The following is a 26280-nucleotide window of genomic DNA, read 5'->3' as shown; positions in this document are numbered from 1 at the left end:
CCGGTCTGACGGGTCCGCGGTGGGGTATGTGACCTCGTTGTGAGAGCACGACCGGTCAGTCCCGACAAGATCACGGGCGGCGCGGCGCGTCGCGAGCCAGCCCCGACTCCGGGATCCTGTAGGGGATGACCAGCTCCACTCCGCCGCCCGGCGACCGCCTGCTCGACGGGCGATACCGGCTCGACGCGCTGCTCGGCTCGGGAGGCGTCGCCGAGGTCTACCGCGCCTTTGACGAGCGGCTGCATCGCGACGTCGCGATCAAGCTGTTCCGGGCAGACGTCGCCGACGAGCTGCGCCGCCACGAGGCGGAGATGCGCACGCTCGCGCGGCTGGACCACCCCTCGCTCGTCACGGTGCTCGACGCCGGTGAGGACGACGCGACCGGACGGCCCTACCTGGTCATGACGTTGATCGAAGGTCCGACGCTGGCCGAGGAGCTGCGCTACGGCGCGCTGCCGACCGAGCGCGTCGCCGAGATCGGTACGGCGCTCGCGGATGCGTTGAGCTACGTGCACAGCCAGGGCCTGATCCACCGCGACGTGAAGCCGGCCAACGTGCTGATCTCCTCGGACGGGCGGGTTCACCTCGCCGACTTCGGGATCGCGCGCCTGGTCGACGCCAGCCACGTGACCAGCGCCGGTGAGGTGGTCGGCACTCCGGCGTACTTCGCCCCCGAGCAGGTCACCGGCGAGCCGGTCGGCCCGCCCGCCGACGTCTACGCCCTCGGGTTGCTCCTCCTCGAGTGCCTCACCGGGCGACGGGAGTACGACGGGCCGCCGCTCGAAGCGGCGATGGCACGGGTGTCCCGGCCGCCGGCCGTGCCCGCTTCGCTGCCCGTGCAGTGGCGAGACCTGCTCGGCGGGATGCTCGCGCGGCTGCCGGCCGGGCGGCTGTCCGCCGCACACGTCAGTGACCGGCTGCGGCGGCTGTCCGGTGCGGCGGCCGACTCCACGATGGCGATCGGCGTCCCGGTCGCGGGTGCGGCCGAGACCGCCGTCATGTCCCAGCCGACCCGCATGCTCCCGACCGCCGCGGCGGCAGAGACCTCTTATGTGCGCCCGGCTCCGCGGCAGCGACCGCTGTGGCCGTGGGTGCTCGGCGCCGCTGTGCTGGTCGCGATCGCGGTGGGCGTCGTCCTCGCGCTGTCCCACCACAGCAACGGCTCGAACGCCAACGGCCCTTCCGCCGACTGCGGGACGGCGGTGCCGTCGGTGGGCGGCAAGGTCGGCAACGACCTGAACACCCTGACCGACCTGGTGTGCAAGGGGGTGATCTCGGCAAAGGCGTCGAACGCCCTCTCGCCGTACCTGAGCCAGCTCGCGGCAGCGGTCCAGGACAAGGACCTCACCGATCTCGACACGGTCGCCTCCCAGATGAGTACGGCGGTCGACACCCAGGAGCAGGAAGGCAACCTGAACCCCGAGCTGGGTCAGCAGATCGCGAACGCGCTGACGCTGTTCCGCAGTGACGCGACCACCAGGCTCACCCCGCCGAGCCCGACGCTCTCGCCGTCGCCGACCCCCACGTTGACCCCGACGCCAACGCCCACGCTCACCCCGACACCGACGACGACGGTGAGCCCGCCGCCGGTGAGCCCGCCGCCGGTTCCAACCGGTACCCCGACGTCGACGGTGACCCTCGGGCTCTGAGTCAGCCGGGACCGTCGGGAAGCAGCTTGCCCGGGTTGAGGATGCCGACCGGGTCGAGCCGCTCCTTGACGGCGCGCAACGCGGCGACGCCCACGAGCTCCGCCCCGCCGAGGTCGGTCACTGCGGCGTCGCGGTGGGCGGTGCCCACCGCGTGGTGGTGGGTGACCGTGCCGTCGGCGGCAACGATCGCGGCGTTGGCGGCGCTCTTCGCCGCAGCCCACTGCTCCAGCTCGGCTCCGGGGCTGGCTGCGGCCAGCACCGTGAAGTACAGCGATGCGCCCGCCGGATAGACGTGTGAGACGTGGCAGCCGACCAGCGGCGGACGCCCGTCGCGGGTCAACGCGCCGGTCAGCGCTTCGCGCACGCCCTGGTAGAGGCCGGGCAGCTTCGACCACGTCGTCGCCGTCTCGAGCGTCTCGGCCAGCACCCCTTCGTCGAGCAGGGTGTCACGCAGATACGGACCGGAGAACCGGTTGTGCTCCCAGGACTTCCCTGCCGCCGTGCCCAGGCCAACCGCGTGGCCGGCGCGCATGACGCGTCGTATGCCGCGGCGGCGGTGCCGGACGTCGGCGGCTGGGCCTTCGAAGCCGACGATGACCAGGCAGCCACCTGAGGCGCCGCGCAGCCGAAGCCACGCGTCCATCGCGCGCTTCTTGGCGCCGCTGGTCCCGGACAGCGCGAGGGAGATCCGGGTCTCGTCCTCATCCGACAGGCGCAGTACGTCGGGCTTCGGGCCGTCCTGCACCAGCGTCCGCACGAGACGGGTCCCATCCTCCCAGCTACGGACGACCCATCCCTCGTAGTGCGTCGTCGCTGGGATCGGACGCACTCGCAGCGTGACTTCGGTCAGGACGCCCAGCGTGCCCTCGGATCCGAGCACGAGCCGGCGCAGGTCGGGCCCGGCGGCGCTGCCGGGCATCGCGGGCAGGACGAGCTCGCCCACCGGTGTCGTCATCCGCAGCCCGAGGACCATGTCGTCGATGCGGCCTCGCCCGCTGGAGCCCTGGCCCGACGATCGGGTGACGACGTAGCCGCCGAGCGATGCGCGCTCGAAGCTCTGCGGGACGTGACCGAGCGAGAGCCCGTGCTGGGCGAGCGCGGCCTCGGCGGCCGGCGTACGAATGCCCGGCTCGAAGGTGGCGGTCCGCGAGATCGGGTCGACGGCGAGCAGCCGATCCATGCGGCTGAGGTCCAAGGCGACGACGGCCGCAAGACCACCGTCGAGCGCCGCGAGGCCGCCGACCACGCTGGTGCCGCCACCCCAAGGAACGACCGCCACCCGCTGGGCGCTGCACACCCGCAGTACGGCGGCGACCTCACGAGCGTTCGCCGGGCGGACAACCGCGTCGGGCGCATCCGAGGCGTCGCCGCGGCGCCGTCGTACCAAATCGCTGTAGGACTGGCCGCCGGCGTGACGGGCGCGGGTGACGTCGTCGGTGTGCACGGCTGCCGCGCCCACGGCGGCCTCGAGCGCTTCGCGCACGGTGTCGCTCAGCCGCGACGGCGCCAGCTGGGCCTGCTCGATCGGAGCGGGGTGCTGCGACGTGAGCGTGCCGAGCAGATCGCCCAGCAGCCGCCGCGCGGAGGCGGGCAGCGTCGGCTGCGTCGCTCCCCATGACGTCCAGGTCGACCCGTTGTCGGCATCGCCCGCGGCTGAGGTCGAGGAGTGAGGCATGCGCTACAGTGTGACATATGACGTCCCAACGTCACAGTATCCAGGTGGCACCTCCAGCGGCGACCGTGCTGCCCGCCGAGGTGGCCGCCGCGGTGCGCGACTCGGTGCTTGCCGTCGGGGTCCGGCGTACGACGCTGACCGACGTCGCCCGGCGGGCCAAGGTCAGCCGGATGACGCTGTACCGGATGGTGCCCGATGTCGAGGCGCTGATCCTGGCCGTGATGACCACCGACTTCGCGGCCCTTCTGCTGGATGCCGAGGCGAAGGCGTCACGCCGGCGGACAGCCCGCGCCCGTCTCGTGGCCATGACCGTCGACGTCGCACGACGGCTGCCGGACGAGCCGCTGTTCCGACGGGTGATCGACGTCGATCCGGATCTGCTGCTGCCGTACCTCACCGAGCGGATCGGCTCGACGCAGCGCTTCGCGATCGACCACGTGCGGCGCGCGATCAGCGACGGTCACACCGACGGCTCGATCCGCAAGGGGGACCCAGAGGTGATGGCCACCGCGGTGCTGGTCGCCGTGCTCCCGTTCGTCGTGTCCGCCCGGCTGCTCGACGGCGTCGGACGAGATCGTGCGCTCGACGAGCTGGACGCCGGCCTCGACGGCTGGTTGCAGCCATGACGACGATCCCGGGCGACACGTATCTGACTGCGGAGCGCAGACAGCGCGACCTCGACGCTCTTGCGGCGGGCGAGGTCGTCGACGTGCTCGTCGTCGGCGGCGGTGTGACCGGAGCCGGTGTCGCGCTCGACGCAGCCAGCCGCGGGCTGTCCGTCGCGCTCATCGAGCGTCGCGACCTCGCGGCGGGGACGAGCCGATGGTCGAGCAAGCTGGCCCACGGCGGTTTGCGCTACATCGCGGCCGGTCAGATCGGCGTCGCGTGGGAGTCGGCGGTCGAACGCAACCGCCTCGCTACGGTGATCGCGCCGCATTTGATCCGGCCGATGCCGTTCCTCATGCCGTTCTATCCCTCCTACCCGCGCGGCGGCCGGGCGGTCTCCCGGGTCCTGCTCGGCATCGCGGACGGCCTGCGCGCCGCCTCCCGCACCCCGAACTGGATGCCGCCGACGAGCTGGATCGACGAGTCGGCGACCCGGCAAGTCGTGCCGCAGGTCGGGAAGGTCAAGGGTTCCTACGTGCACGTCGACGGCGCGCTCGAGGACGATGCGCGACTCGTCGTGGCGATCGCGCGGACCGCAGCGGGCTTCGGCGCGCGCGTCGTCACGCACTGCTCGGCGACGGAGATCGCGCGTGACGGCGCCACGGTCCGCGACGAGCTGACCGGTACGACGGTGCAGATCAACGCGCGCGCCGTGATCGTCGCCGCCGGCGTGTGGTCCGGTGACCTCGTTGCCGATGTGCCGATGCGGCCCAGCAAGGGAGCGCACCTCGTGGTGCGTGGCGAGTCGTTGGGCAACCCGACGGCGGCGTTCAACGTGTTGCTGCCGGGCAGCATCAACCGGTTCGTGTTCGCCTGCCCACGTCCGGACGGCACCGTGCTCATCGGGCTCACCGACGACCCCGTCGAGACGATCGAGGACGAGCCCACGGTCGACACCGACGACGAGCGGTTCCTGCTCGAGATGCTCTCGACCGGCCTACGCGCCCCGCTCACCGCTGACGACGTGATCGGCCGCTACGCCGGCCTGCGCCCGCTGCTGGGCAGCAGCGACGGCGAGACCGCTGACATCTCCCGCCGCCACGCGTTGCTCGACCGTGACGGGGTGCTGGTGATCGTCGGCGGCAAGCTGACGACGTACCGCCGGATGGCGCAGGACGCCGTCGATCGTGCGGTCACGAACCTCGGCGCCGACGCTGCTTGCCGCACCGCGGCGTTGCCGCTGGTCGGCGTCGCGTCACGGCCGGCCGCCGACGCGCCGAGGTTGCGCCGGCGGTTCGGCGCCGAAGCCGACGCCGTCGCGGCGCTCGGCGGCAATGAGCCGGTCGCCCCGGACGTTCCCGCGTTGCGCAGCGAGGCGGCGTGGGCGATCCGCGCCGAAGGCGCGATCACCGCTGAGGACGTGCTCGACCGTCGGCTGCGCCTCGACCTCGTCCCGGCGTGGCGGGCAGCGGCGCTGCCCTACGTCGAAGAGGTCGTTGCCGCTCAGCGCTAGGCGGTCTGGCAGGGTGTGGTCGTGATCGGACGCATCGTGACGACCGCGGCTCTGGCCGGACTGTGCTGTGTGACCTGGGTGATGCCGACCGGCGCAGCGACCGAACGGCCGGCGTCGCGGGCCACGGTCATCGAGCAGGTGAGCCCGGTCGGTGCCGGCGGCTACGTCGCTTCCGGCTACCACGTGGTGCGCACCCTCGGCGGCGCGACCTGCCGGTCACACTCGCCGACCACGGGCAACGCGTACAGCTGCCACGTGCGCTTCGGCTACGACCCGTGCTGGGTGACCGCGACCCACCCGTACGTCGTCTGCCTGTCCGCGCCGTACGACAAGAGCCTCACCAGGCTGCGGGTCGCGCGCTGGGTCAACGCCGGCGGACTCGGCAAGCCTGCGGGCCTGCCGTGGGGACTGCTGCTCGCCAACGGGCATCGCACGACGCTGATCCCCGGCAACTTCGGCACGGTCAACGGCCAGAACATCCACTACAGCTACGACGACTTCCGCACCGTCCTGGTGGGACCGATCGACAAGAGCGGCGAGGCCTGGCGGATCCGGGTCGCGAAGAACGACGGCCGGTTCCGGTTCAAGCTGACGGGCTGGGCGACGATCACGAAGGCGTGGGTGGGCGCGCCGACCACACTGGCCGGTCGTCCCTGACCCGGTCCGTGTCTACGGCTGCGAACCGCGACCGCAGACCCGGACGGCGCGGTTACTTGATGTGCACGCCGCTGATCGCGCGGGAGATCACCAGTCGCTGGATCTCCGAGGTGCCCTCGAAGATCGTGTAGATCTTCGCGTCGCGGTGCATCCGCTCGACCGGGTACTCGCGGGTGTAGCCGTTGCCGCCGAGGATCTGGATCGCCTGCTCGGTGACCCAGACCGCGGTCTCGCCGGCGAAGAGCTTGCACTGCGAGCCCTCGGCCGCGGAGAACGTCTTGCCCTGTCGAGCCATCCACGCCGCCCGCCACACCAGCAGGCGTGAGGCGTCGATGCGGGTCTTCATGTCGGCGAGCTTGAACGCGATGCCCTGGTTCTCGATGATCGGCCGGCCGAACTGCTCACGCTGCTTGGCGTAGTCCAAAGCGACCTCGTAGGCCGCGCGGGCGATGCCGACCGCCTGCGCGCCGACCGTCGGGCGGGTGCGCTCGAAGGTCGCCATGGACGGCTGGACGCCGGCCTTCAGGCCCTCGCGGACCCGCGCGAGCCGGACGTCGAGCTTGTCCTTGCCGCCGAGCAGGTACTTCTCCGGCAGCCGCACGTTGTCGATCACGACCTCGGCGGTGTGCGAGGCGCGGATGCCGTGCTTCTTGAACTTCTGGCCTTGGCTGAGGCCCGGCGTACCGGGAGGTACGACGAACGACGCCTGCCCGCGGGTACCGAGCTCCGGGTCGACCGAGGCGACGATGACGTGCCAGTCGGCGATGCCGCCGTTCGTGGCCCAGGTCTTGGTGCCGTTGAGCACCCACTCGCCCGCGGCCTCGTCCCAGACCGCGCGGGTCTTCATGGCGCCGACGTCACTGCCGGCGTCGGGCTCAGAGGAGCAGAACGCGCCGATCTTCACGTCATCCGGAGTGCCGTACATCGCCGGGACGAACTCACCGATCTGCTCCTGGGTGCCGTTGGCGCTGACCGCCGCGGCGGCGAGTCCGGTGCCCATGATCGACAGCGCGATGCCGGCGTCGCCCCAGAACAGCTCCTCCTGGGCGACGACCATCCCGAGGCCGGTGTCGTCGAACCACTGCTGCGCCATGAAGTCGACGGAGTAGATGCCGACCTTCGCCGCCTCCTGGATGATCGGCCAGGGGGTCTCCTCGCGCTCGTCCCACTCCGCGGCGGCCGGCCGGATCACGTCGGCCGCGAAGTCGTGGAGCCACTTCTGGAGGGTGATCTGGTCTTCGGTGAGATCGAGCGAGAACTCGGCCACGACTGTCTCCTCAAGGGTGCGGTCCGGCGCGGTCGCCGATGCCGTCCAGGAACCCTTCCATGGTGTTACCGTCGGTAACCTACTGTCAAGTAGCCGATGAGTGGAGCGGGGGTGAGCGGGGTGGCGGCATCGGTCATGGAACGCCGCGCCGGCTTGCTGGAGGCCGCTGACCGGGTCGTCCAGCGGGAGGGCAGCGCCGCGACGATGAACGTGATCGCGGCGGAGGCCGGGATCACCAAGCCGATCCTGTATCGGCACTTCGGGGACAAAAGCGGGCTCTATCGCGCGCTCGCCGCACGGCACATCGAGGAGCTGCTCGCACGACTGCGCTCGGCGCTGCTCACCCATGGCGGTCTTGCCGCCCGGACCCGGGCGACGGTCGACGCCTATCTCGCCTCGATCGAGCAACGACCGCAGGTCTACCGCTTCTTGCGCCAGCGTGCCGCGGTGGAGGAGCCGGAGGTGCGCGGAGACGTCGAAGGCTTCGTACGCCGGTTCGGCGACGAGCTCGCGATCGGCATCCGCAACGAGCCATCCCTCGGCGGGATCAGCGAGATGCGGGCCACGGTCTGGGCACAGGCGATCGCCGGCATGGTGCAGGCGACCGGGGACTGGTGGCTGGACCATCCGGAGGTCCCCCGCGCAACTGTGGTCGAGGAGCTCACCGCCCTGCTGGTCAGCGGCTTCGACCTCGACTGAGACCGCGTTCATCCGGCGTTCACCTTCGCCCTAGGGTGATGACCGTGCGCCTACGTCTGACTCCGCGCGAGAACGCCTTCTACGACCTGTTCACCGCCGTGGGGGCCAATCTCCTCGACGGCGCTCAGGTGCTCAACGAGCTGGTCACCGGCACCTACGTCCAGCGTCAGGAGCACGCGAAGCGGCTGCGTGACCTCGAGCATCGCGGCGACGACCGGACCCACGAGATCATGCGCAAGGTCAACTCGACGTTCGTGACTCCGCTGGACCGCGAGGACATCTACCGGCTCGCCAGCCGGCTCGACGACGTCATGGACTACTTCGAAGCCGCCGGTGACCTGATCATCCTCTACGACCTGGAAGTGCTGCCGCTGGAGATGCACCAGCTCAGCGAGATCCTGGTCCGCGGAGCCGAGCTGACCTCCGGCGCGATGACCCGGCTGAAGTCGTTGTCGAACCTCAGCGACTACTGGATCGAGATCAACCGGCTCGAGAACGACGCCGACAAGCTGTTCCGGCGTTTCGTCGCCCGGCTGTTCGGCGGCGACTACGACGCGCTGACGGTGATGAAGCTGAAGGAGATCGCCGAGCAGCTCGAGGAAGCCGCGGACGCCCTCGAGCACGTCGCGGACACGGTTGAGTCGATCGCCGTCAAAGAGTCCTGAGGCAGCGCCGCACTCGTGGAGACTCTGGGGCTTGTCGTCCTGATCCTGGTCGCCCTCGGCTTCGACTACACCAACGGCTTCCACGACGCGGCGAACGCGATCGCGGCATCGGTCTCGACCCGTGCGCTGAGCGCCCGGACCGCTCTGCTGCTGGCCGCGGTGTTCAACCTGATCGGGTCGCTGGTCTCCACGAAGGTCGCGGACACCGTCGGCGGCATCATCACTGCGCCGCAGACCACCGAAGGGCTGGTCGTGGTCTTCGCCGCCGTCGTCGGGGCCATCGCCTGGAACCTGGTGACCTGGTGGCTCGGCCTGCCGTCGTCGTCCTCTCACGCCCTGATTGGCGGGCTGTGCGGCGCCGCGCTCGCGTCGAGCGGCCACGTCAACTGGCACGCCGTGGTCGAGAAGGTCGTCATCCCGATGATCGCCTCACCGCTGGTCGGCTTCGGTGGGGGCTTCCTGTTCATGCTCCTGCTGCTGTGGGTGTTCCGCCGGGCGAACCCGCACGACGCGAACGTGGGCTTCCGGATGGGCCAGTGGCTCGGCGCGGCCGCGATGTCGTTCGGTCACGGCCTGCAGGATGCGCAGAAGACGATGGGTGTGATCACGCTCGCGCTCCTCGTCACGCATCACGTGTCGGTCTTCGCCGTCCCGGTCTGGGTGAAGATCGCCTGCGCCCTCGCGATCAGCGCGGGGACGGCGTCCGGCGGCTGGCGCATCATGCGCACGCTGGGACGCCGCGTCTTCAAGCTCGACAACACGGCCGGCTTCGCGGCACAGACGGTTGCCTCAGCCGTGCTCATGACCACGGCGTACGCCTACGCCGCGCCCGTCTCCACCACGCACGTCACGACGTCTGCGGTCATGGGGGTCGGGGCGACGCGGAAGTTCTCGGCGGTGCGGTGGGGGGTCGCCGGCAACATCCTCGTGGCGTGGGTTCTCACGCTGCCGGCAGCAGGCCTGACGGCCGCGGTCGTCTTCAAGATCGTCCACCTCTTCGTCGGGTAGCCCCCGCCTGCTGTGACACAGGTCACGTGACGGCGACGAACGTCACTTTCTCGTTGCTAGCAAAGGGAAAAGTCCTCGTGCACCATGGGGACATGAACCACTTCGACGACGTCGACCTCGGCACCCGGCTGCTGCCCGCCGTCGACCTCACGCTGTGGCTGCAGATCATCGTGGGCGTGCTGTTCGTGCTCGTGGTCGCCGGCCTCGCGCTAGCGCTCTCCTAGCTCCCGAGGTCGCTCACCCTCGTACAACGTCGGCGACAGCCCGCGCGCCCCTGGCTTCGGCGCATTCGCGGCGATGACCGCGACCCAGGGCAGCACGACGGATCCGGCGATCGCGATGCCGGCGATCACCCACGACACCCGCGCAAAGGCGATCGCGGCGATGATGCACACCACCCGCAGCCCCATCGTGAACAGGTAACGGCGCTCCCGGGACTGGCGTTCCTCGGCCGGGCTCTGGGTCGCGGTCGTGACGAGGATCGGGTCCACTTCCGTCCGCCGCATACGTCCAGTCTGCGCCCCCGGTCGGTCGGCTATCCGAAGCGGCCGGTGATGTAGTCCTCGGTGCTCTTCACGGAGGGGTTGGTGAAGATCTTCTGGGTGGCGTCGACCTCGACCAGATAGCCGGGCTGACCGGGTCCGCGCAACGTGAAGAAGGCGGTCGTGTCGGACACCCGGGCGGCCTGCTGCATGTTGTGCGTCACGATCACGATCGTGAACCGGTCCTTGAGCTGACCGATCAGGTCCTCGATCGCCAACGTCGAGATCGGGTCGAGCGCACTGCACGGCTCGTCCATCAGCAGCACCTGCGGCTCGACGGCGATCGCGCGCGCGATGCACAGCCGCTGCTGCTGGCCGCCGGACAGGCCCGATCCCGACTTCCCGAGCCGGTCCTTGACCTCTTCCCAGAGGTTCGCGCCGCGCAGCGAGCGCTCGACCGCGTCTTCGAGCTCCGACTTCTTCCGGACCCCGTTGAGCTTGAGGCCCGCGGCGACGTTGTCGAAGATCGACATCGTCGGGAACGGATTCGGCTTCTGGAAGACCATGCCGACCGTACGGCGTACCGCGGCCGCGTCGATGTCGGAGGCGTAGATGTCCTCGTCGTCGAGCAAAACCTTGCCGTCGATGCGACCGCCCGGGGTCACTTCGTGCATCCGGTTGAGTGAGCGCAGGAACGTCGACTTGCCGCACCCACTGGGTCCGATGAACGCCGTGACGCTTTTCGGCTCCACCGTCAGGTTCACGTTGTCGACGGCCTTGGTCGAGCCGTAGAAGCACGACAGGTTGACGGTCTCGATCCGCTTTGCCACCACTGCCTACCTTCCGGCTAGCCGGTTGCGTCGGGTGAGGAGCCGTGCCGCGACGTAGAGCACCAGCACGATCAGTATCAGGGTCATCGCCGCCGCCCAGGCCCGCTGGATGCTGAAGTCCGACGGCGAGGTCGCGTTCTGGAAGATGTAGACGCCGATCGATCCCTGAGAGCCCGTGAACGGGTCGTTGTGGAAGTAGTTGCTGCTGCCGACGACCAGCAGCACCGGCGCGGTCTCTCCGATCACGCGGGCGATCGCGAGCATCACGCCGGTGGTGATCCCGGTCGACGCGGTCGGCAGCACGACCCGCAGGATGGTGCGCCATTTCGGGATACCCAGCGCGTACGACGCCTCTCGCAGCGCGCCCGGGACGAGCTTGATCATCTCCTCCGACGTTCGCACGATGATCGGCAGCTCGATGATCGCGAGCGCGATCGCCCCGGCAATGCCCGAGAAGCCCTGGTGCAGCACGAAGATCCAGAACGACAGGACGAACAGCCCCGCCACGATCGACGGGATGCCCGTCATGACGTCGATCAGGAACCGGACGGCGGTGCCGAGTCGGCGTCCGCCGTACTCGGTGATGAAGATCGCGACCATGATCCCGAGCGGCACCGAGATGACGCTGGCGAGCAGCACCTGCTCGACCGTCCCGACGATCGCGTGACCGACGCCGCCACCGGCTTGCAGCGGACCAGTGGTGCTCAGGTCGTGGGTCAGGAAGCTCCAACCGAAGGCGGTGTGGCCGCGCTTGACGACGTAGCCGATCACGAAGCCGAGCGGGAGGATCGTCAGCAAGAGCGCGACCAGTGCGACGTTGGTGGCGATGCGGTCGACCGCCCGGCGCCGGCCCTCCACTCGCCAGCTCAGCCCCGCGACCGCGACAACGCTGAGGACCACGGCGACCACGAGGAAGTCGGCGTCGCCCTGGAAACCGGTCGTGGCGAACAGCAGCAGCGTGACCAGCACCGCGCCGACAGTGGCCGCCGCAGGCGCCCACTTCGGCAGTGAGGCCTGCCGGATGCCCTGGCTGCGTAGCTCGCTCGCGACGATGCTCATGCGTCGGTTCTCATACCGCGGTCCGCTCCTCGGTGCCCGAGCGCAGGATCACGTAGCGGGCGATCAGGTTGACCGCAAGCGTGACCACGAAGAGCACCAGACCGCTCGCGATCAGCGCGGAGCGTCCGATGGTGTCGGCGTCGCCGAAGGAGTTCGCGATGTTGGCGGCGATCGTGTTGCCGCCCGGCACCAGGATGTGCGGGCTGATCTTGAAGCTGACGCCGATCACCAGCGCCACCGCGATCGTCTCGCCGAGCGCGCGGCCCAGGCCGAGCATCGCGGCGCTGATGATGCCTGGCCGGCTCGGCGGCAGCACCGCCGTGCGGATCATCTCCCAGCGGGTCGCGCCGAGTGCGAGCGCCGCTTCCTTGTTGGCCGGGTCGACCTGCCGCAGCACCTCGCGGCTGATGGCGGCGACGATCGGCAAGACCATGATCGCGAGCACCAGTGAAGCGCCGAAGACCGACTTGCTGAAGATGCTCGCCTGGTTGTTCGGGTTGGCGAACAGCGGGATCCAGCCGAAGTACTTGGCCAGGAACAGCTGGATGCCGATCAGATGCGGCAACAGGAAGTACAGCCCCCACAGGCCGTAGACGACGCTGGGTACGGCGGCGAGCAGATCGGTGACGTAGCCGAGCAGTGTCGCGATCCGCCGCGGGGCGTACTGCGTGATATAGATCGCGACGCCGATCCCGACCGGGATCGCCATCGCGAGCGCCAGCGCGCTGGTGAGGACGGTCCCGAAGAGCAGGGCCGCGATGCCGAAGGTCGCGTTGCCCTGGGTCGGGGACCAGATCTTCGTCGACCAGAAGCTGGTCTTGTCCGCGTTGAGCGAGGGGATCGCCTTGACCACGAGGAAGATCGCGATCGCCCCGAGCAGGACGAACACGACGACGCTCGCCGTGATGGCGATCCCGCGGAACACCGCGTCGCCGCGGCCACCCGAGCGGGTGGTCCGCAGCGACGCGCTGTCCGGGATCGAGGCGATGGTTGCCATCGAATCAGTTGGAAGGTGCTAGCTGATAGTGGCAATCGAGGACAGGACCTGCTGGTCCAGGCTCTTGGGCAGTGGCGCGAAGCCGAGCGCCGGTCCCTCCGCCTGGCCCGATGCCCCGGCGGCGTAGGTCAGGAAGTTCTTGACCAGGGCGCCGGTGCCGGCGTTGTTGTACTTCGAGCAGACCAGGACGTAGGAGACGGTCGAGATCGGGTAGCCCGTCATCTTGTCGAAGGACAACGTGCCGGCCAGATCCGGCGCGGTCGCCGTCGTGGCGAAGCCGCTCTGGATCGACTTCGCGACGTTCGCGGCGGTCAGCGGCACGTAGCTGCTCCCGAAGCCCTTGATCGCCGCGGTCTGCAGGTTGTCCTGCTGCGCGTAGGTGATCTCGGCGTACGTGATGCCGCCCTGCGTGCTCTTCACGCCGGCTGCGACGCCGCTCGAGCCGGTCGCGCCGGTTCCGGTGGGCCAGTTCGTGAACTGCTTGTCCACGCCGAGGGTCCAGATCGACTTGGCCGCCGCGTCGAGGAAGCCGGAGAGCACGTCGGTCGTGCCCGAGCCGTCGGCGCGGTAGTACACGGTGATCGGGGTCGACGGCAGCGTGACGCCGGGGTTGTCGGCGGCGATCTTCGGGTCGTTCCACGTCTTGATCTGACCCATGAAGATGCCGGCGACCGTGTCGGCGGAGAGGTTCAGCGGCTTGCTGAGGCCCGGCAGGTTGTACATGACGGCGACGCCGCCCGAGGTGATCGGGATCGTCAGCGCCGTGCTGCCGCAGGCGCTGTTGGCCTGAGTCTGCTCGTCCGACGTCATGGTCACGTCGGAGCCGGCGAACGGCGCGGTGCCCTGGGTGAAGGCGGTGATGCCCGCGGTCGAGCCGGTCGGGTTGTAGGTGATCTGGTCGCTCGGGTTCTGGGCGTGGAACTTGGTGGCCCACTGCGCCTCGAGCGTGGCCTGGAAGGTCGAGCCCTGCGGGTTGAGGCTGGTGGAGCTGCCACCCGAGCTACCCCCCGAACCGCTGCTGCTGCTCCCGCAGGCGGCCAGACCGAGCGCGGCGACAACGGCGATGCCGGCGGTGCGCGTTACGACCGAAACCTTCACGGCGTCAGAACCTCCGAATGTGTCTGGCCCGGGTTGTCCGGGCCGGCGAGGCAGACGCTAGGGGCGGGAATCGACCCCGGAGCCCCTTCGAGATGAACGAGAAGTGAACGCCCGCAGGCCAGTCGGTGAACCGGCCCAGCGACTCGGCGGGGCTACGCGACGGTGTCGACGGGTGCCTTCTCGCCGGTCACCAGGAAGATGACCCGGCGCGCCACCGACACCGCGTGATCGCAGAAGCGTTCGTAGTAGCGGCCGCACAGCGTGACGTCGATGGCCGACTCGATCCCGCCGTGCCAGGACTCGTCGAGCAGCACCGAGAACAGCCGGCGGTGCAGGTCGTCCATGACGTCGTCGTCGCGTTCGAGCTCGGCCGCCATTGCGAGGTCCCGGCCGGCGATCACGCTGGAGCACTTCGCGCAGATCCGTTGCGCGACCTGGCCCATCTCGAGCACCGTCGCCTGAAGCTCCGCGGGGATGGCGCTCGCCGGGTAGCGGCGCCTCGCGACCTTGGCGATGTGCAGTGCGAGGTCGCCCATCCGCTCGATGTCGGCCACCATCCGCAGGCTCGTGATGATCACCCGCAGATCGCTCGCCACTGGCTGCTGCCGGGCGAGCAAATCGAAGGCTGCGGTCTCGATGTGCTCGTAGAGCTGGTCGATCATCGCGTCGCCCGAGATCACCGACTCGGCGGCTTGCAGGTCAGCGTCGAGAAGGGCGAGCGTGGCGCGGTTGATGGCGCTGCCGGCCATGCGCGTGATGTCGACGAGGGACGCGGTGATGCTGTCCAGATCCTCGTGGTACTGGTCTCGCACGGTGCGCCTCCATGACGTGCTCTCCTCGCGGAGCCTAGTAGCGCCGCGACCCACCACAACCACGTTCTCTCGCGATCGGTGAACGACAAGCAACGACGAGATGAACGACGGTGGTCGGCGTGTCGAAAAGCCAGAACGTTGCCCTCGTGGACGGTGCGAAGGGCGCTGTCGGGCGGTATCCCGTCCCTATGATCGATTCGTGGCGGTGGCTGTTGCTGCGCTTGCAGGACTGCTCGTCGGGATCGTGAGCACGTTGCTGATTCGCTCCCGTTCGCAGCAGCCGCCGACCGATGAGCCGGCACTGTCGCGACCTTCCCCGAGGAAGCGTGACGCGATGCCCGCAGAGACCATGTTGCAGCTGCTGCCCACTGCGGCGGTGCTGCTCGACTCCGACGACAGCGTCCGGCTCGCCAACAGCGCGGCGTTGCAGCTCGGTGTCATCCGCGAGGGTGTACTCGACGTGTCCGCGCTGGTGACCCTGGTGCGCGCAGCGCGGCGTACCGGGACACCACAGACCGAGGAGATCGTGCTCGGCGCCAACGAGTTCCCGCGTCGGATGGTGACGGTCGGCGCACGGGCGCAGCCGCTGCCCGACGGTGAGGTCGCGCTCGTCGTCGACGACCTGACCGAGGCCAAGCGGGTCGAGTCGGTGCGCCGCGACTTCGTCGCGAACGTCGGCCACGAGATCAAGACGCCGGTCGGTGCGCTCCAGCTCCTTGCGGAGGCGGCGCTCGACGCCAGCGACGACCCCGAAGCCGTCCACCGCTTCGTCGGCCGGATGCAGCGCGAGGCGCAGCGGCTGTCCCGCCTGGTGCAGGAGCTGCTCGACCTGTCGCGGCTACAGGGCGGCGAGCCGCTTCCGGCGGCAAACGAGGTGCTCGTCGACGCGGTGGTCGACGAGGCGATCGACCGTGCCCGGCTGGCTGCCGAGGTCAAGGGCATCACGATCGCGCGAGGTGGCGACCCGAACCTTGTCGTCTACGGCGACGAGACGCAGCTCGCGACCGCGGTCGGCAACCTGCTCGACAACGCCGTCGCCTACAGCGGGGAAGGCACCCGGGTCGCGGTCGGCGTGCACGGCCGGGCCGACGTGATCGAGATCGCGGTGACCGACCAGGGCATCGGGATCGCCGAAGAGGAGCAGGAGCGCATCTTCGAGCGCTTCTACCGGGTCGACCCGGCGCGCTCCCGCGAGACCGGCGGGACCGGGCTCGGGTTGGCGATCGTCAAGCACACCATCGGCAACCACGGCGGCGAGGTTGCCGTCTGGAGCCGGCCCGGAGCCGGGACCACTTTCACCATCCGGCTGCCCGCGGCGCGTCCTCGCCGAGACCCGTCGGCTGACGTCGCCGCATCCCTTCAGGAGGCAGGAGCCTCTTGATTCCCCACCGAGCGTTTGGAGCGAAGTGACCCGCATTCTCGTGGTCGAGGACGAAGAGTCGTTCTCCGATGCGCTCGGCTACATGCTGCGCCGTGAAGGCTTCGAGGTCGCCATGGCAGGGACCGGCCCGGACGGTCTCGAGGAGTTCGACCGCGCCGGCGCCGACCTGGTCCTGCTCGACCTGATGCTGCCGGGTCTGTCAGGACTCGAGGTCTGCCGCACCTTGCGCTCCAAGTCCGAGGTGCCGGTGATCATGCTGACCGCGAAGGACTCCGAGGTCGACAAGGTCGTCGGCCTCGAGATCGGCGCCGACGACTACGTGACCAAGCCGTTCTCGGCACGCGAGCTGGTCGCTCGGATCCGGGCGGTCCTGCGGCGACGCGGCGCCGAGCCGGAGGACCTCGCCTCGTCGATCCTCGAGTCCGGTCCGGTCCGCATGGACGTCGACCGGCACGTGGTCAGCGTCAACGGCGCCAGCGTCCCGATGCCGCTCAAGGAGTTCGAGCTCCTCGAGTTCCTGCTGCGCAACGCCGGGCGCGTGCTGACCCGCGGTCAGCTGATCGACCGCATCTGGGGCAGCGACTACGTCGGTGATACCAAGACCCTCGACGTCCACGTCAAGCGGCTGCGCGCCAAGATCGAGCCGGCGCCCTCGGACCCGCAGCACTTGCTGACGGTCCGGGGACTCGGCTACAAGTTCGAACCGTGAGCACGGAGCCGATCGAGCCGGGAGTGACCTCGGACGAGCTCGAGATCGGGTGGGGGGACGACCTCGCCGACGACGACCGTGACGACGAGCTCGCGGCCGACCGCCCGCCGCACTACGACGATCGAGACTGACAACCGCCGACGCCGCGGATGACCGACCGGTCGGCGGCAGTGCGCCGGATCAGACCAGCACGCCGGGATTGAGGATGCCGTGCGGGTCGAGTGCGTCCTTAACGGCTCGCAGCGCGTGCGCGAACGGGTCGGGACGTTGCCGGTCGTACCACGGCCGATGGTCGCGGCCCACCGCGTGATGGTGCGTGATCGTGCCGCCGGCCGCGAGGATCGCCTCGCCCGCCGCCGCCTTGACCTCGTCCCACTGCGCGAGCTCGCTGCCGGGACGGCCCGGGGCGACGACGGTGAAGTACGGCGCCGCGCCGTCGGGATAGACGTGGGTGAGCCGGCACGTGACGGACCCGCCGCCGCAGATCGCCTGGAGGGCAGCACTGGTCCGCGACTCGACGGCTCGAACGAGGGCACCGATTTGGTCCCACGTCGTCGCGGTCTCGAACGTCTCGACGATCAGCCCGAGCAGGACCAGCTGCTCGCGAAGGTACGGCGCGCGCAGGAACGACGAGCGCCAGGACTCACCGGCCGCGTCACGCCCGCCGCCACCATCCCTCATGTCGCCCGCGGCGACGAGCCGCAGCCCGTGGTCGCCGCAGATCGCGGATACCGCTGCGGCGTCAGTGTCGAGCGGCGAGTGCCAGGACTCGAGGCCGAGGACGAGCGGCGCTTCGCCGGTTGTCAGCGTCCCGGTCACGGCGGCCTCGCCGGCGTCGATCAGCCGGCAGGTGGCCGGCCGTAGCCCGCTCTGGATGATGGCGCGGACCGCTTCCAGGCCCGTGTCGAAGTCCGCCGCGGCGTACGTCGCCGTCCAGCGCTTGCTCGGCCGAGGCTGGACCCGGATCCACGTTTCGGTGACCACGCCAAGGGCGCCCTCGCTGCCCAGCAGCATCCGGTCGGGGCTCGGGCCGGCGCCGGACCCCGGCAGCCGGCGGGACTCCCATGGGCCTGCGGGCGTGATCGCTCGCACGCTCTCGACGAGGTCGTCGATGTGGGTCGGCCCGGCGGAGAAGTGGCCGGCCGCGCGGGTCGCCACCCACCCTCCGACGGTCGAGCGCTCGAAGGACTGCGGGTAGAACCGCGCGGTGAGCGAATGCGGCCGCAGCCCGGCTTCCAGTGCCGGGCCGGCGGTCCCCGCCCGGACGCGGGCCGCTCGCGCGATCGGATCGACCTCGATGACGCCCGCCAGACGCTCGAGGTCGAGACTGACCACGCCGGACCACTGCTCGCCGACGTCGGGCTCGACGCCGCCGACCACGCTCGTGCCGCCGCCGAACGGCACGACCGCCACGTCGTTCGCGGCGCACCAGTCGAGCACCGCGACGATCTGCGCCTCCTCGGCCGGCCGCACGACGACGTCGGGGGCGTGCTCGACGAGGCCTGCTGTCGCCCGGACCACATCTCGGTAGGAGCGGCCGACCCCGTGCCGGGCGCGGTCGGCGTCAGCGGCGGATGCCAGGCAGGCGATGGCCGGCGGCAACCGCTTGCTCACCCGGTCCGGCGGAAGCGGACGCAGCGGCGCCGGAACCACCGGCGCACTGACGGGCACGCCCAGCAGCCCGCTCGCCAGCGGAGCGAGCGCTGCGAGCTCGGCCTCGGCCGGCTGGTCGGCCGCGGTGGCGCCCCAACCCCAGACGCCGTACGTCGATTCCATCGCTAGTGGCGCACGGCGACCGACACCCGGTCACTGGAGCTGATTCCCGCGAGCGCTCGCGCTTCGGCCGGTGTGGCGGCCACGATGACCAGCCCGCTGTCCTCGTCGGTGAGGTGAGTGGGTACGGCGAGCACGCGCACATCCTGCACCACGGTGCGGGCCGTGCCCGTAGTGGCAAGGCCGGAGTCGGGCGCCGCGATCACCGCGATTCGTTCACCGGGCTTGACCAGCGCCATCGCGGCCGGTCCGTCGCTGACGCGCACCGAGACCGCGAGGTCGTCCGCCGCGCCGCTGGCGGCGACCAAGTTGATCGTGAGGATGCGCAGATCGGTCAGTGGCTCGCCGCGGCGTACCGGCGCGCCGAGGACGAGCCCGACCGGTGAGTGGTCGGCGGGCAGCGCATCGTCCGGGACGTCGGCCTCGGGCAGCTGTTCGGCGCGGACGTCGGAGGCGGACAGTGGCGCACCGCCGCTCAAGTCGCGGGCGGCGACCCAGACCCGCGTGGTGGCGGCAGGGTGAGGACGGGCGGCGTTGGCGCCGACGACGACAGCGGCGGCGGCGAGTGCCGCGCCTACCGTCCGGCGGTGGCGCTGCAGGACATCGGAGGCCTTCGAGCTCAGCAGTCGCAGCTGTGCGCCCGGGCCGGCATCACCGGTCATCCGGCGACGCTGCACGCGGCGGCCGCCCACTCGCCCGCGCGCGCTGCCGATGTGGAGGCGCGGCGAGCCGGAGGCGCGGTGTGGACTTTCGGGGTCGCGCTCAGGCGACCTTGCTGTCGCCCGATCCCTTGCTCGAGCCCGAGTCCGGCGTCGATCCGGTGGACGAGCCGCTCCCGGACGAGCTCGACGAGGACTCTGAGGCGGACTTGGAATCCCCGCCGGCCGAGCTGCTCGTGCTGGACGCGCTGGCGCTCTTCGCGCCGGAGCGGCTGTCGGTCTTGTAGAAGCCCGAACCCTTGAACACGATGCCGGCTGCGGAGAACACCTTGCGCAGCTTCCCCTTGCACGCCGGGCACTTGGTCAACGGCGGGTCGGTGAAGCTCTGCACGGCCTCGAGTCCCTCGCCGCACTTGGTGCAGACGTACTCGTAGGTGGGCATCTGCTGCTCCTCGTTCTCACCAGCCGGTACCGGCTGGCACTCTCTGCCGTCGACTGCTAAGTAAACCCGATCGGCCGGTAGAACGTCGATTCGAGTGGGGTCATTCCGGGCGCGACCAGGCACAATGGGTCACCCCAGTCGAGAATCGAGCAGCATGCGGCTTCCCCAGTCACGCGCCACCACTGTGGCGGCGGTGGCCGTTGTCGCGGTCCTCGCGGCGGTCGGTGTGACCGTCGGTGTCGAGACCGGTCACTCATCCGGGGGCGGCTCGCTCGCGGGATCCTCGCAGCCCCCACCGCCGGCTGCGCTGCGAGTCCCTCATCTGCACGGCAGTGCGCTGCCGTTGAGCCGCAGACTGATCTTCAAGGTGAGCAACGGTGCGCTGACGACGGTGTCGGTGGCCGAGCCCGACGGCCAGCAGATTCCCGGCACCTTCACCGCGGACCACTCGGCCTGGACCAGCACCTCCAGCTTCGCGCCGCTGACCCGACTGAAGGCGTCGGTCAGCTACGCCGACCTGGCCCATCACGTGACGACGAAGACGTTCTCGTTGCACTCGACGGACTCCAAGCGCCGCATGCTGGCGTTGCTGTCGCCGGGCGGCGGCGACACGGTGGGCATCGGGTCGCCCGTCGTCGCGACGTTCAACTACGACGTTCCGACCAGGATGCGGGCGGCGGTGGAGGGCCGCCTCGCCGTACGCACCAGCCCGAGCGTGGTCGGCGCCTGGCACTGGATGAACGACCGCGAGGTGCACTGGCGTCCGCCGACGTACTGGAAGCCGGGTACGTCGGTGACGATCAGCGCGGACCTCCAGGGCCTGAACTTCGGCCACGGGCTGTGGGGCGGCGACGGCATCCACCAGACGTCGTTCCACATCGGTGACGCGCACGTCAGTGAGGTCGACATCGCGACCCACGAGATGCACGTCTACGACAACGGCGCTCTCATCAAGACCTTCCCGGTGAGCACCGGGCGCGACCAGTACCCGACGATGGACGGCGTCCACATCGCCATCGAGAAGTCGCCGGTGGTGCAGATGAACTCCGCCACGGTCGGCATCTTCCCGGGCAACCCCGATTACTACGACGAGACCGTGTACTGGGACGTCCGCATCTCCGACGGCGGCGAGTTCGTCCACGCCGCGCCGTGGTCGGTGTCCGACCAGGGCCACACCAACGTCTCGCACGGTTGCGTGAACCTCAGCACCGAGGACGCCGAGTGGTTCTTCAACTGGTCGAACCGCGGCGACATCATCGACGTCTTCGACGGCGTGCGCCCGCCGGACCCGGGAGACCCGGGCACCGAGGACTGGAACATGCCGTGGCGGCAGTGGGTCGCCGGTGGCGCGGCCCCGAGTCGCGCGGCGAAGTCGCTTCGCGCCGGACTGCCATCCGAGTCCGACCCGGCCTTCGACGTCGCGCCGCCTCAGACCGGGTCGGGCACCGGCTCGGTGGGCAGCAAGAACGGGACGTAGCCGGCCGGGCGCAGCATCGCCTGCACCGGGCGGTCGTGTGGCTCTGCGGGTACCGCCGGGACAAGTTCGTCGTCGTACCCGATCGCGACTGCCGGCACGGACACGCGGCGCAGCGCGCGGTCATAGAAGCCCCGGCCCCGGCCAAGCCGGTGACCGGCCGGATCGACGGCGAGCGCCGGGACGAGCACCACGTCGACCGAGTCCAGGACAGCGGCACCGAGCCGGGTCCCGGTCGGCTCGGCGATCCCGAGCGAGTTGCGTTGCACCTCGCCGCCGGGCAGGTACCGGACCCAGTCGAGTTCGTCCCCGTCGATGACCGGTATGACGATCTCTGTGTCGCCGGCAGCGAGAGCGTCGAGCAGCGGGCGCATCGGCGGCTCGGTGCCGAAGTCGAGATGCGCCGCGACACGGCGACTGCCGCGCCACTGTGCGACGCCGTGACGAGCCACGGCCGCGCCCGCGGCTATGCGGTCCTCGGGTGTGCGCGACCGCCGGGCGGCCAACGCGGTTCGCCGCATTGCGCGCTTCACCGCCGCGACGTCTTCGCCCGGGCCCGCCACGCGTTCAGTCTGCGCTAGCCCTACTGTGGCGGCATGTCGTCGGTGCGCAAGGCCGTCATCCCTGCGGCTGGGCTCGGCACTCGGTTCCTGCCGGCGACCAAGGCGATCCCGAAGGAGCTGCTGCCGGTCGTCGACAAGCCGGCCATCCAGTACATCGTCGAAGAGGCCGCCCGCTCCGGTCTGGCCGACGTGCTGTTCATCTCCGGGCGCGGCAAGTCCGCCATCGAGGACCACTTCGACAGCAACGCCGACCTCGAGCGCAAGCTGGAGGGCAAGGCTGACCTGCTCGCGCGGGTGCGCGCCACAACCGGGATCGCAACGATCCATTCGGTGCGTCAGGGCGAGCCGCTCGGCCTTGGTCACGCGGTCCTGTGCGCGGCCGAGCACGTCGGTCACGAGCCCTTCGCGGTCATGCTCGGAGACGACCTGATCGACGAACGCGACGACCTGCTGCGCCGGATGGTCGAGGTACAGGCGCAGCGCGGCGGGTGCGTCCTGGCGCTGCTCGAGGTGCCCCACGAGTCGATCGGGATGTACGGCTGCGCGGCGATCGAGCCCACCGACGAAGACGGCGTGGTCCGGGTGACCGGCCTGGTGGAGAAGCCGCCACCGGAGGAGGCGCCGAGTGATCTCGCGCTGATCGGCCGGTATGTGCTCAGTCCCGAGATCTTCGACGTGCTGCGTACGACGAAGCCCGGCCGTGGCGGCGAGATCCAGGTGACCGACGCGATCGCCGAGATGATCGACCGACCGGGCGCGGGCGGTCCGGTCCACGGCATCGTGTTCCGCGGCCGGCGTTACGACACCGGTGACAAGGCGGACTACCTCAAGGCCGTCGTCCAGCTCGGCTGCGACCGCTCCGACCTCGGCGAAGAGTTCCGGGCCTGGCTGACCGAGTTCGTCGCGAGCGGGCGTGCCTCCGGCGCGCCGGACCACCCGATCGAGCCATGACGCAGGCCGGCACGTGACGCAGGGCCTCAAGCCGGTCGACGTCCATCTCCAGGAGATCCTCACCGCCGTCGCCCCGCTGGGCAGCCTGGTCCTCACCCTTTCCGACGCGCACGGGTGCGTGCTCGCCGAGGACGTGTTCACCACATTCCCGTTGCCGCCCTACGACATGGCGGCGGCGGACGGGTACGCGGTTCGCAGCGAGGACGTCCGGCTCGCCACGCCGGATACCCCGACGGTGCTGCCGGTGGTCGGGGACGTGGTCGCCGGCAGCAACACGCCGTACACCGTCCAGCCCGGGCTGTCCGTGCGGATCATGGAGGGCGCGCCGATGCCGCCCGGCGCCGACGCCGTCGTGCCGTACGGCGCGACCGACGGCGGCATGGCCAACGTCGCGATCCGTCGGCCGGCCGGGTCGAACCGCTACGTGAACGCCGCGGGTAGCGAAGCGCCGTCCGGCACCCGGCTGATGGCGGCGGGGACCAACCTCGGCGCGGCCCAGATCGGATTGCTGGCGGCCGTGGGTCGTGACCGGGTCGCGGTGATGCCGCGACCTCGCGTCGTCGTGATGTCGACCGGCCAGGATCTCGTCGAGCCGGGCCAGCAGCTGGCACGAGGTCAGCGGCCGGACGCCAACAGCGCGCTGCTGACCTCGGCGGCTGAGGAGGCCGGCGCGATCGCCTTCCGCGTCGGCATCGTGCCCGACCAGCCAGGCGTGCTCGCCGACACGCTCGAGGACCAGCTCATCCGGGCCGACGTCGTGATCGCCGCGGGCGGGTCCGGAGGAGGGTCCGGCGTGCTTCGCGAGGTGGTCTCGAGGCTCGGTCAGGTGAGCTTCGACCACGTGGCCATGCACCCGGGTTCGTCGCAGGGGTTCGGGTTGATCGGCCCGGACCACACCCCGTTCTTCGCGCTGCCGTCCGATCCGGTCGCGGCGTACCTGTCGTTCGAGGCCTTCGTGCGTCCCGCGCTGCGCCGGATGATCGGCGTCGAACCGATCACCCGGCCGCTGGTGCGGGCGAGGCTGCACGACCAGATCCGGTCGGCGCCCGGCGTCCGCAGCTATCTCGCGGCGTGGCTGGCCGTCGAGGACGGCGCCTACACCGTCCGCGTGACGCACGGGGCGAGCTCGGGTCAGATCGCGGGGCTCGCGTCGGCCAACGCGTTGATCGTCGTACCGGAGGAGGTCGCGATCCTGGACCGCGGCGAGCCGGCAACCGTGATGATGCTGGAGCGCCGCCAGCCGTGACGGCGCCGGCGGCAGCATGACTCTGGCTCCCGGCTGGCCGGCCGAGCTCAACCACGGCACGGTCGGGCTGCGCCCGCTGCGGGTTCGCGACGCCGCCGCATGGGTCGAGGCGCGCAAGCACAACGTCGAGTGGCTACGACCGTGGGAGGCGACGCCACCGGGCGGCTCGGGAATCTTCGCGTCGTCGCGCCCGGTCTTCGTCTCGATGGCGCGGCGGTTGCGAGCCGAAGCCCGCGGCGGTCGCGGTTTGCCGTTCGCGGTCGTCGTCGACGGCAGGTTCTCAGGTCAGCTCAACGTGTCGGGCATCGTCCGCGGCTCGTTGGAGTCGGCCAGCATCGGCTACTGGGTGGACCAACGCGTCGCCGGCCGGGGGGTCATGCCGACGTGCGTGGCGCTTGCCACGGACCACTGTTTCGGCGTGGTCGGCCTGCATCGGATCGAGATCAACATCCGCCCGGAGAACGTCGCCAGCCAGCGCGTGGTCGAGAAGCTGGGCTTCCGTCTGGAGGGCACCCGGCAGCGCTATCTGCACATCTCCGGCGACTGGCGAGACCACCTGACCTACGCCTTGGTGCGCGAGGATGTCCCGGGCGGGCTGCTGGCCCGCTGGAGCCGGGTTCGGGAGCCGTTCGGCGACACACCGACGTAGGTCCGTGCCCAACGGCGGATCGCTCGTTAGCGTCCTATCCACGATGGACGTCACCTGTCGTTGGCCTCATATTGTGGGCCAGTCGTGCGTGGTGATCTGACGTGAGCCCGGTAATCATCCTCGGCCTCATCCTCATGTGGGGTGTGGTGCTGGTCCCCATGTGGCTGCGACGTCACGACGAGGTCGAGGAGTCCCGTTCCGTCGACCGGTTCTCGACCGCGATGAGCACCTTGTCCAGCCACGGCGCCCGTCCCACCCAGCGAAACGTGCAGACGTCGTCGTACGGCCACCCCCAGTCCGTCCAGCGCGAGGCGCGTGCCATGAAGCGCGAGACAGCTCCAGAAGTCCTCGTCCACGTGTCCGGCGCGTCGGCCCCCGACGCGCTCGCCGCTCGCCGCAAGCGCGACCTCGCCCGCCGCCGTCGGCAGCTGCTCGTCGGGTTGGCCCTGAGCGTCCTCGCCACGTTGGTGGCCGCTGCCGCCGTCGGTGGTCTGCTGCTGTGGGTGGTCCAGGTGCTGCTCGACCTAGCTGCTGCCGGCTACGCCGTACACCTGCGCCGCGAGGCGGTGCGTGCCGCCGCGGCGCGGCGTCGTGCGGCTGCCCGGCGCCGGGAACGCGCCGAGCTCGCTGAGCTCGAGCGCGACGGCGGCTGGGAGCGCGCCGAGCCCGCGCACTGGGAAGAGGGGATCACCGTGCACCGCGGGCCGGTCCCGGCCGCGGCTGACACCCGCCTCGTCACCCGCGTCAGCGCCGACCAGCCGCCCGCTGCGGCCGACGACGCGGTCTTCGACCAGACCGCCCCGTGGGAACAGACCGACTCGGCGTTCGTAGCGTCGTCGGCTCCGACGCCCGCTCACCGGGCCCGCAACGACGGCTTCTTCGACCAGGAAGACGACGACCATCTGCAGCCGAACGTTGCGGCAGCCGATGTCGAGGCTGAGGTCGAGCCTGAGCCGGAGTTCGAGGCGGAGCCGGAGCACGTCTACAGCAGCGAGCGCGCGGCGCGTGCGGCCGCCCATGCCGCGGCGGAGGTGCGGGCGGTCGGCGGCAAGCCGTGGGAGCCGGTCCCGGTGCCGAAGCCGACGTACGCCACCAAGCCGGTTGCGGCGTCCCGTCCGGTCTACGAAACCCCCCGCGAGCGGTTGCTGCCGCCGGTCGAACCGGCGATCGAGCTGCAGACCGACGACGACCTCGAGGCGATCCTCGATCGCCGCTGGGCGGTCAACGACTAGCCACCGCCACCGCGATTGCCGCCTCGATGTCCTAGAGCACCGTCAGCCGGCAATCGCGAAGGATTAGACTCGTCGCCGCTCAAGGGGCTGTAGCGCAGTTGGTAGCGCACCTCGTTCGCAACGAGGGGGTCAGGGGTTCGAATCCCCTCAGCTCCACCGATTCGACCACAGCATCGCCGCAGGT

The 26280-nt window shown here is 70.3% G+C and carries 28 protein-coding genes and 1 tRNA gene; 17 read left to right on the top strand and 12 right to left on the bottom strand.

Annotated features, from left to right (window positions below):
* The first annotated feature begins 125 nt into the window (after nucleotides 1–125).
* Complete coding sequence (locus VG899_02750) at nucleotides 126–1649, top strand: serine/threonine-protein kinase (protein ID HWA65272.1); 1524 nt, start codon at nucleotides 126–128, stop codon at nucleotides 1647–1649.
* A gap of 1 nt (nucleotide 1650) precedes the next feature.
* Here the strand turns inward: VG899_02750 and VG899_02745 are convergent, their stop codons facing one another.
* The gene (locus tag VG899_02745; protein ID HWA65271.1) at nucleotides 1651–3324 is read right to left on the bottom strand and encodes an FAD-binding oxidoreductase; all 1674 of its coding nucleotides are present in this window, start codon (nucleotides 3322–3324) and stop codon (nucleotides 1651–1653) included.
* A 44-nt stretch (nucleotides 3325–3368) separates the two neighbouring features.
* On the opposite strand from VG899_02745, the gene VG899_02740 reads away from it, so the two are divergent.
* Genes VG899_02740 through VG899_02730 form a run of 3 tightly spaced genes read left to right on the top strand, consistent with a single transcriptional unit; the run spans nucleotide 3369 to nucleotide 6100 of the window.
* Nucleotides 3369–3950: a TetR/AcrR family transcriptional regulator gene (locus VG899_02740; protein ID HWA65270.1), complete on the top strand. Its 582-nt coding sequence runs from the start codon at nucleotides 3369–3371 to the stop codon at nucleotides 3948–3950.
* On the top strand, nucleotides 3947–5443 hold the full coding sequence (locus tag VG899_02735; GenBank protein HWA65269.1) for a glycerol-3-phosphate dehydrogenase/oxidase: 1497 nt from the start codon (nucleotides 3947–3949) through the stop codon (nucleotides 5441–5443). Before VG899_02740 ends, VG899_02735 begins: the two co-directional genes overlap by 4 nt.
* Nucleotides 5444–5464: 21 nt before the next feature.
* A complete protein-coding gene (locus VG899_02730; protein HWA65268.1) occupies nucleotides 5465–6100 on the top strand; it encodes a hypothetical protein in 636 nt (211 codons plus the stop codon).
* A gap of 52 nt (nucleotides 6101–6152) precedes the next feature.
* On the opposite strand, the gene VG899_02725 is transcribed toward VG899_02730, so the two are convergent.
* Nucleotides 6153–7367, bottom strand: coding sequence for an acyl-CoA dehydrogenase family protein (locus tag VG899_02725; GenBank protein HWA65267.1), 1215 nt, complete (start codon nucleotides 7365–7367; stop codon nucleotides 6153–6155).
* A gap of 96 nt (nucleotides 7368–7463) precedes the next feature.
* Here VG899_02725 and VG899_02720 point away from each other — a divergent pair, with 96 nt between their 5' ends.
* From VG899_02720 to VG899_02705, 4 genes are all read left to right on the top strand, one after another.
* Nucleotides 7464–8066: a TetR/AcrR family transcriptional regulator gene (locus VG899_02720; protein HWA65266.1), complete on the top strand. Its 603-nt coding sequence runs from the start codon at nucleotides 7464–7466 to the stop codon at nucleotides 8064–8066.
* A 44-nt stretch (nucleotides 8067–8110) separates the two neighbouring features.
* Nucleotides 8111–8731: a DUF47 family protein gene (locus tag VG899_02715; GenBank protein HWA65265.1), complete on the top strand. Its 621-nt coding sequence runs from the start codon at nucleotides 8111–8113 to the stop codon at nucleotides 8729–8731.
* Nucleotides 8732–8746: 15 nt separating this feature from the next.
* Nucleotides 8747–9739 (top strand): inorganic phosphate transporter, encoded by a 993-nt coding sequence (locus VG899_02710; GenBank protein ID HWA65264.1) that lies wholly within the window; start codon nucleotides 8747–8749, stop codon nucleotides 9737–9739.
* Between the two features lie 92 nt (nucleotides 9740–9831).
* Entirely contained in the window at nucleotides 9832–9963 is a 132-nt protein-coding gene (locus VG899_02705) for a hypothetical protein (GenBank protein ID HWA65263.1), read from the top strand.
* On the opposite strand, the gene VG899_02700 is transcribed toward VG899_02705, so the two are convergent.
* The 6 genes from VG899_02700 to phoU form a co-directional block, all read right to left on the bottom strand.
* Nucleotides 9949–10245, bottom strand: coding sequence for a DUF3099 domain-containing protein (locus tag VG899_02700; GenBank protein ID HWA65262.1), 297 nt, complete (start codon nucleotides 10243–10245; stop codon nucleotides 9949–9951). The genes VG899_02705 and VG899_02700 overlap by 15 nt on opposite strands.
* A 29-nt stretch (nucleotides 10246–10274) precedes the next feature.
* Nucleotides 10275–11051, bottom strand: a complete 777-nt coding sequence (gene pstB, locus VG899_02695) for a phosphate ABC transporter ATP-binding protein PstB (GenBank protein HWA65261.1) — start codon at nucleotides 11049–11051, stop codon at nucleotides 10275–10277.
* Between the two features lie 6 nt (nucleotides 11052–11057).
* Nucleotides 11058–12110, bottom strand: coding sequence for a phosphate ABC transporter permease PstA (pstA, locus tag VG899_02690; protein HWA65260.1), 1053 nt, complete (start codon nucleotides 12108–12110; stop codon nucleotides 11058–11060).
* Between the two features lie 10 nt (nucleotides 12111–12120).
* On the bottom strand, nucleotides 12121–13107 hold the full coding sequence (gene pstC, locus VG899_02685; GenBank protein ID HWA65259.1) for a phosphate ABC transporter permease subunit PstC: 987 nt from the start codon (nucleotides 13105–13107) through the stop codon (nucleotides 12121–12123).
* A gap of 18 nt (nucleotides 13108–13125) precedes the next feature.
* Nucleotides 13126–14205, bottom strand: a complete 1080-nt coding sequence (gene pstS, locus VG899_02680; GenBank protein ID HWA65258.1) for a phosphate ABC transporter substrate-binding protein PstS — start codon at nucleotides 14203–14205, stop codon at nucleotides 13126–13128.
* A gap of 152 nt (nucleotides 14206–14357) precedes the next feature.
* Nucleotides 14358–15017, bottom strand: a complete 660-nt coding sequence (gene phoU / locus VG899_02675) for a phosphate signaling complex protein PhoU (protein ID HWA65257.1) — start codon at nucleotides 15015–15017, stop codon at nucleotides 14358–14360.
* 334 nt (nucleotides 15018–15351) lie between these two features.
* Between phoU and VG899_02670 the strand changes: the two genes are divergently transcribed.
* The 3 genes from VG899_02670 to VG899_02660 are packed head-to-tail and all read left to right on the top strand — an operon-like array spanning nucleotide 15352 to nucleotide 17238.
* Nucleotides 15352–16398, top strand: a complete 1047-nt coding sequence (locus VG899_02670) for an ATP-binding protein (protein HWA65256.1) — start codon at nucleotides 15352–15354, stop codon at nucleotides 16396–16398.
* Between the two features lie 25 nt (nucleotides 16399–16423).
* A complete protein-coding gene (locus VG899_02665; protein ID HWA65255.1) occupies nucleotides 16424–17107 on the top strand; it encodes a response regulator transcription factor in 684 nt (227 codons plus the stop codon).
* Entirely contained in the window at nucleotides 17104–17238 is a 135-nt protein-coding gene (locus tag VG899_02660; GenBank protein ID HWA65254.1) for a hypothetical protein, read from the top strand. The genes VG899_02665 and VG899_02660 overlap by 4 nt, the downstream gene beginning before the upstream one ends.
* A gap of 49 nt (nucleotides 17239–17287) precedes the next feature.
* Here the strand turns inward: VG899_02660 and VG899_02655 are convergent, their stop codons facing one another.
* The 3 genes from VG899_02655 to VG899_02645 form a co-directional block, all read right to left on the bottom strand.
* Nucleotides 17288–18883, bottom strand: coding sequence for an FAD-binding oxidoreductase (locus VG899_02655; GenBank protein ID HWA65253.1), 1596 nt, complete (start codon nucleotides 18881–18883; stop codon nucleotides 17288–17290).
* Between the two features lie 2 nt (nucleotides 18884–18885).
* Nucleotides 18886–19542 carry an RcpC/CpaB family pilus assembly protein gene (locus VG899_02650; GenBank protein ID HWA65252.1) on the bottom strand — a complete coding sequence of 219 codons (657 nt, stop codon included), beginning with the start codon at nucleotides 19540–19542 and terminating at the stop codon, nucleotides 18886–18888.
* A gap of 100 nt (nucleotides 19543–19642) precedes the next feature.
* A complete protein-coding gene (locus tag VG899_02645) occupies nucleotides 19643–19981 on the bottom strand; it encodes an FmdB family zinc ribbon protein (GenBank protein ID HWA65251.1) in 339 nt (112 codons plus the stop codon).
* Nucleotides 19982–20135: 154 nt separating this feature from the next.
* Between VG899_02645 and VG899_02640 the strand changes: the two genes are divergently transcribed.
* A complete protein-coding gene (locus tag VG899_02640; protein ID HWA65250.1) occupies nucleotides 20136–21458 on the top strand; it encodes an Ig-like domain-containing protein in 1323 nt (440 codons plus the stop codon).
* Here the strand turns inward: VG899_02640 and VG899_02635 are convergent.
* Nucleotides 21410–22018 (bottom strand): 5-formyltetrahydrofolate cyclo-ligase, encoded by a 609-nt coding sequence (locus VG899_02635; protein HWA65249.1) that lies wholly within the window; start codon nucleotides 22016–22018, stop codon nucleotides 21410–21412. The genes VG899_02640 and VG899_02635 overlap by 49 nt on opposite strands.
* A 33-nt stretch (nucleotides 22019–22051) precedes the next feature.
* Between VG899_02635 and VG899_02630 the strand changes: the two genes are divergently transcribed.
* The 5 genes from VG899_02630 to VG899_02610 all read left to right on the top strand — a co-directional run bounded on the left by VG899_02630 (nucleotide 22052) and on the right by VG899_02610 (nucleotide 26252).
* Nucleotides 22052–22969, top strand: a complete 918-nt coding sequence (locus VG899_02630) for a UTP--glucose-1-phosphate uridylyltransferase (GenBank protein HWA65248.1) — start codon at nucleotides 22052–22054, stop codon at nucleotides 22967–22969.
* Between the two features lie 13 nt (nucleotides 22970–22982).
* On the top strand, nucleotides 22983–24215 hold the full coding sequence (glp, locus tag VG899_02625) for a gephyrin-like molybdotransferase Glp (protein HWA65247.1): 1233 nt from the start codon (nucleotides 22983–22985) through the stop codon (nucleotides 24213–24215).
* 16 nt (nucleotides 24216–24231) lie between these two features.
* Nucleotides 24232–24864, top strand: coding sequence for a GNAT family protein (locus VG899_02620; protein ID HWA65246.1), 633 nt, complete (start codon nucleotides 24232–24234; stop codon nucleotides 24862–24864).
* 101 nt (nucleotides 24865–24965) lie between these two features.
* Complete coding sequence (locus VG899_02615) at nucleotides 24966–26096, top strand: hypothetical protein (protein HWA65245.1); 1131 nt, start codon at nucleotides 24966–24968, stop codon at nucleotides 26094–26096.
* 83 nt (nucleotides 26097–26179) lie between these two features.
* Nucleotides 26180–26252: transfer RNA gene (locus tag VG899_02610), tRNA-Ala, on the top strand.
* Nucleotides 26253–26280 lie beyond the last annotated feature (28 nt).

This window comes from Mycobacteriales bacterium, assembly GCA_035550055.1.
Lineage (GTDB): Bacteria > Actinomycetota > Actinomycetes > JAFAQI01 > JAFAQI01 > DASZTV01.
The sequence above is the reverse complement of the archived record's forward strand: the minus strand, read 5'-3'. Positions and strand labels throughout refer to the sequence as shown.

Coding starts and splice junctions, on each gene's coding strand:
- pstA (HWA65260.1), bottom strand. CDS start 12,110: ATGAGCATCGTCGCGAGCGAGCTACGCAGCCAGGGCATCCGGCAGGCC.
- VG899_02655 (HWA65253.1), bottom strand. CDS start 18,883: ATGGAATCGACGTACGGCGTCTGGGGTTGGGGCGCCACCGCGGCCGAC.
- VG899_02750 (HWA65272.1), top strand. CDS start 126: ATGACCAGCTCCACTCCGCCGCCCGGCGACCGCCTGCTCGACGGGCGA.
- VG899_02645 (HWA65251.1), bottom strand. CDS start 19,981: ATGCCCACCTACGAGTACGTCTGCACCAAGTGCGGCGAGGGACTCGAG.
- VG899_02720 (HWA65266.1), top strand. CDS start 7,464: ATGAGTGGAGCGGGGGTGAGCGGGGTGGCGGCATCGGTCATGGAACGC.
- VG899_02630 (HWA65248.1), top strand. CDS start 22,052: ATGTCGTCGGTGCGCAAGGCCGTCATCCCTGCGGCTGGGCTCGGCACT.
- VG899_02705 (HWA65263.1), top strand. CDS start 9,832: ATGAACCACTTCGACGACGTCGACCTCGGCACCCGGCTGCTGCCCGCC.
- VG899_02650 (HWA65252.1), bottom strand. CDS start 19,542: ATGACCGGTGATGCCGGCCCGGGCGCACAGCTGCGACTGCTGAGCTCG.
- VG899_02670 (HWA65256.1), top strand. CDS start 15,352: ATGCCCGCAGAGACCATGTTGCAGCTGCTGCCCACTGCGGCGGTGCTG.
- VG899_02700 (HWA65262.1), bottom strand. CDS start 10,245: ATGCGGCGGACGGAAGTGGACCCGATCCTCGTCACGACCGCGACCCAG.
- VG899_02735 (HWA65269.1), top strand. CDS start 3,947: ATGACGACGATCCCGGGCGACACGTATCTGACTGCGGAGCGCAGACAG.
- pstC (HWA65259.1), bottom strand. CDS start 13,107: ATGGCAACCATCGCCTCGATCCCGGACAGCGCGTCGCTGCGGACCACC.
- VG899_02640 (HWA65250.1), top strand. CDS start 20,136: ATGCGGCTTCCCCAGTCACGCGCCACCACTGTGGCGGCGGTGGCCGTT.
- VG899_02745 (HWA65271.1), bottom strand. CDS start 3,324: ATGCCTCACTCCTCGACCTCAGCCGCGGGCGATGCCGACAACGGGTCG.
- VG899_02620 (HWA65246.1), top strand. CDS start 24,232: ATGACTCTGGCTCCCGGCTGGCCGGCCGAGCTCAACCACGGCACGGTC.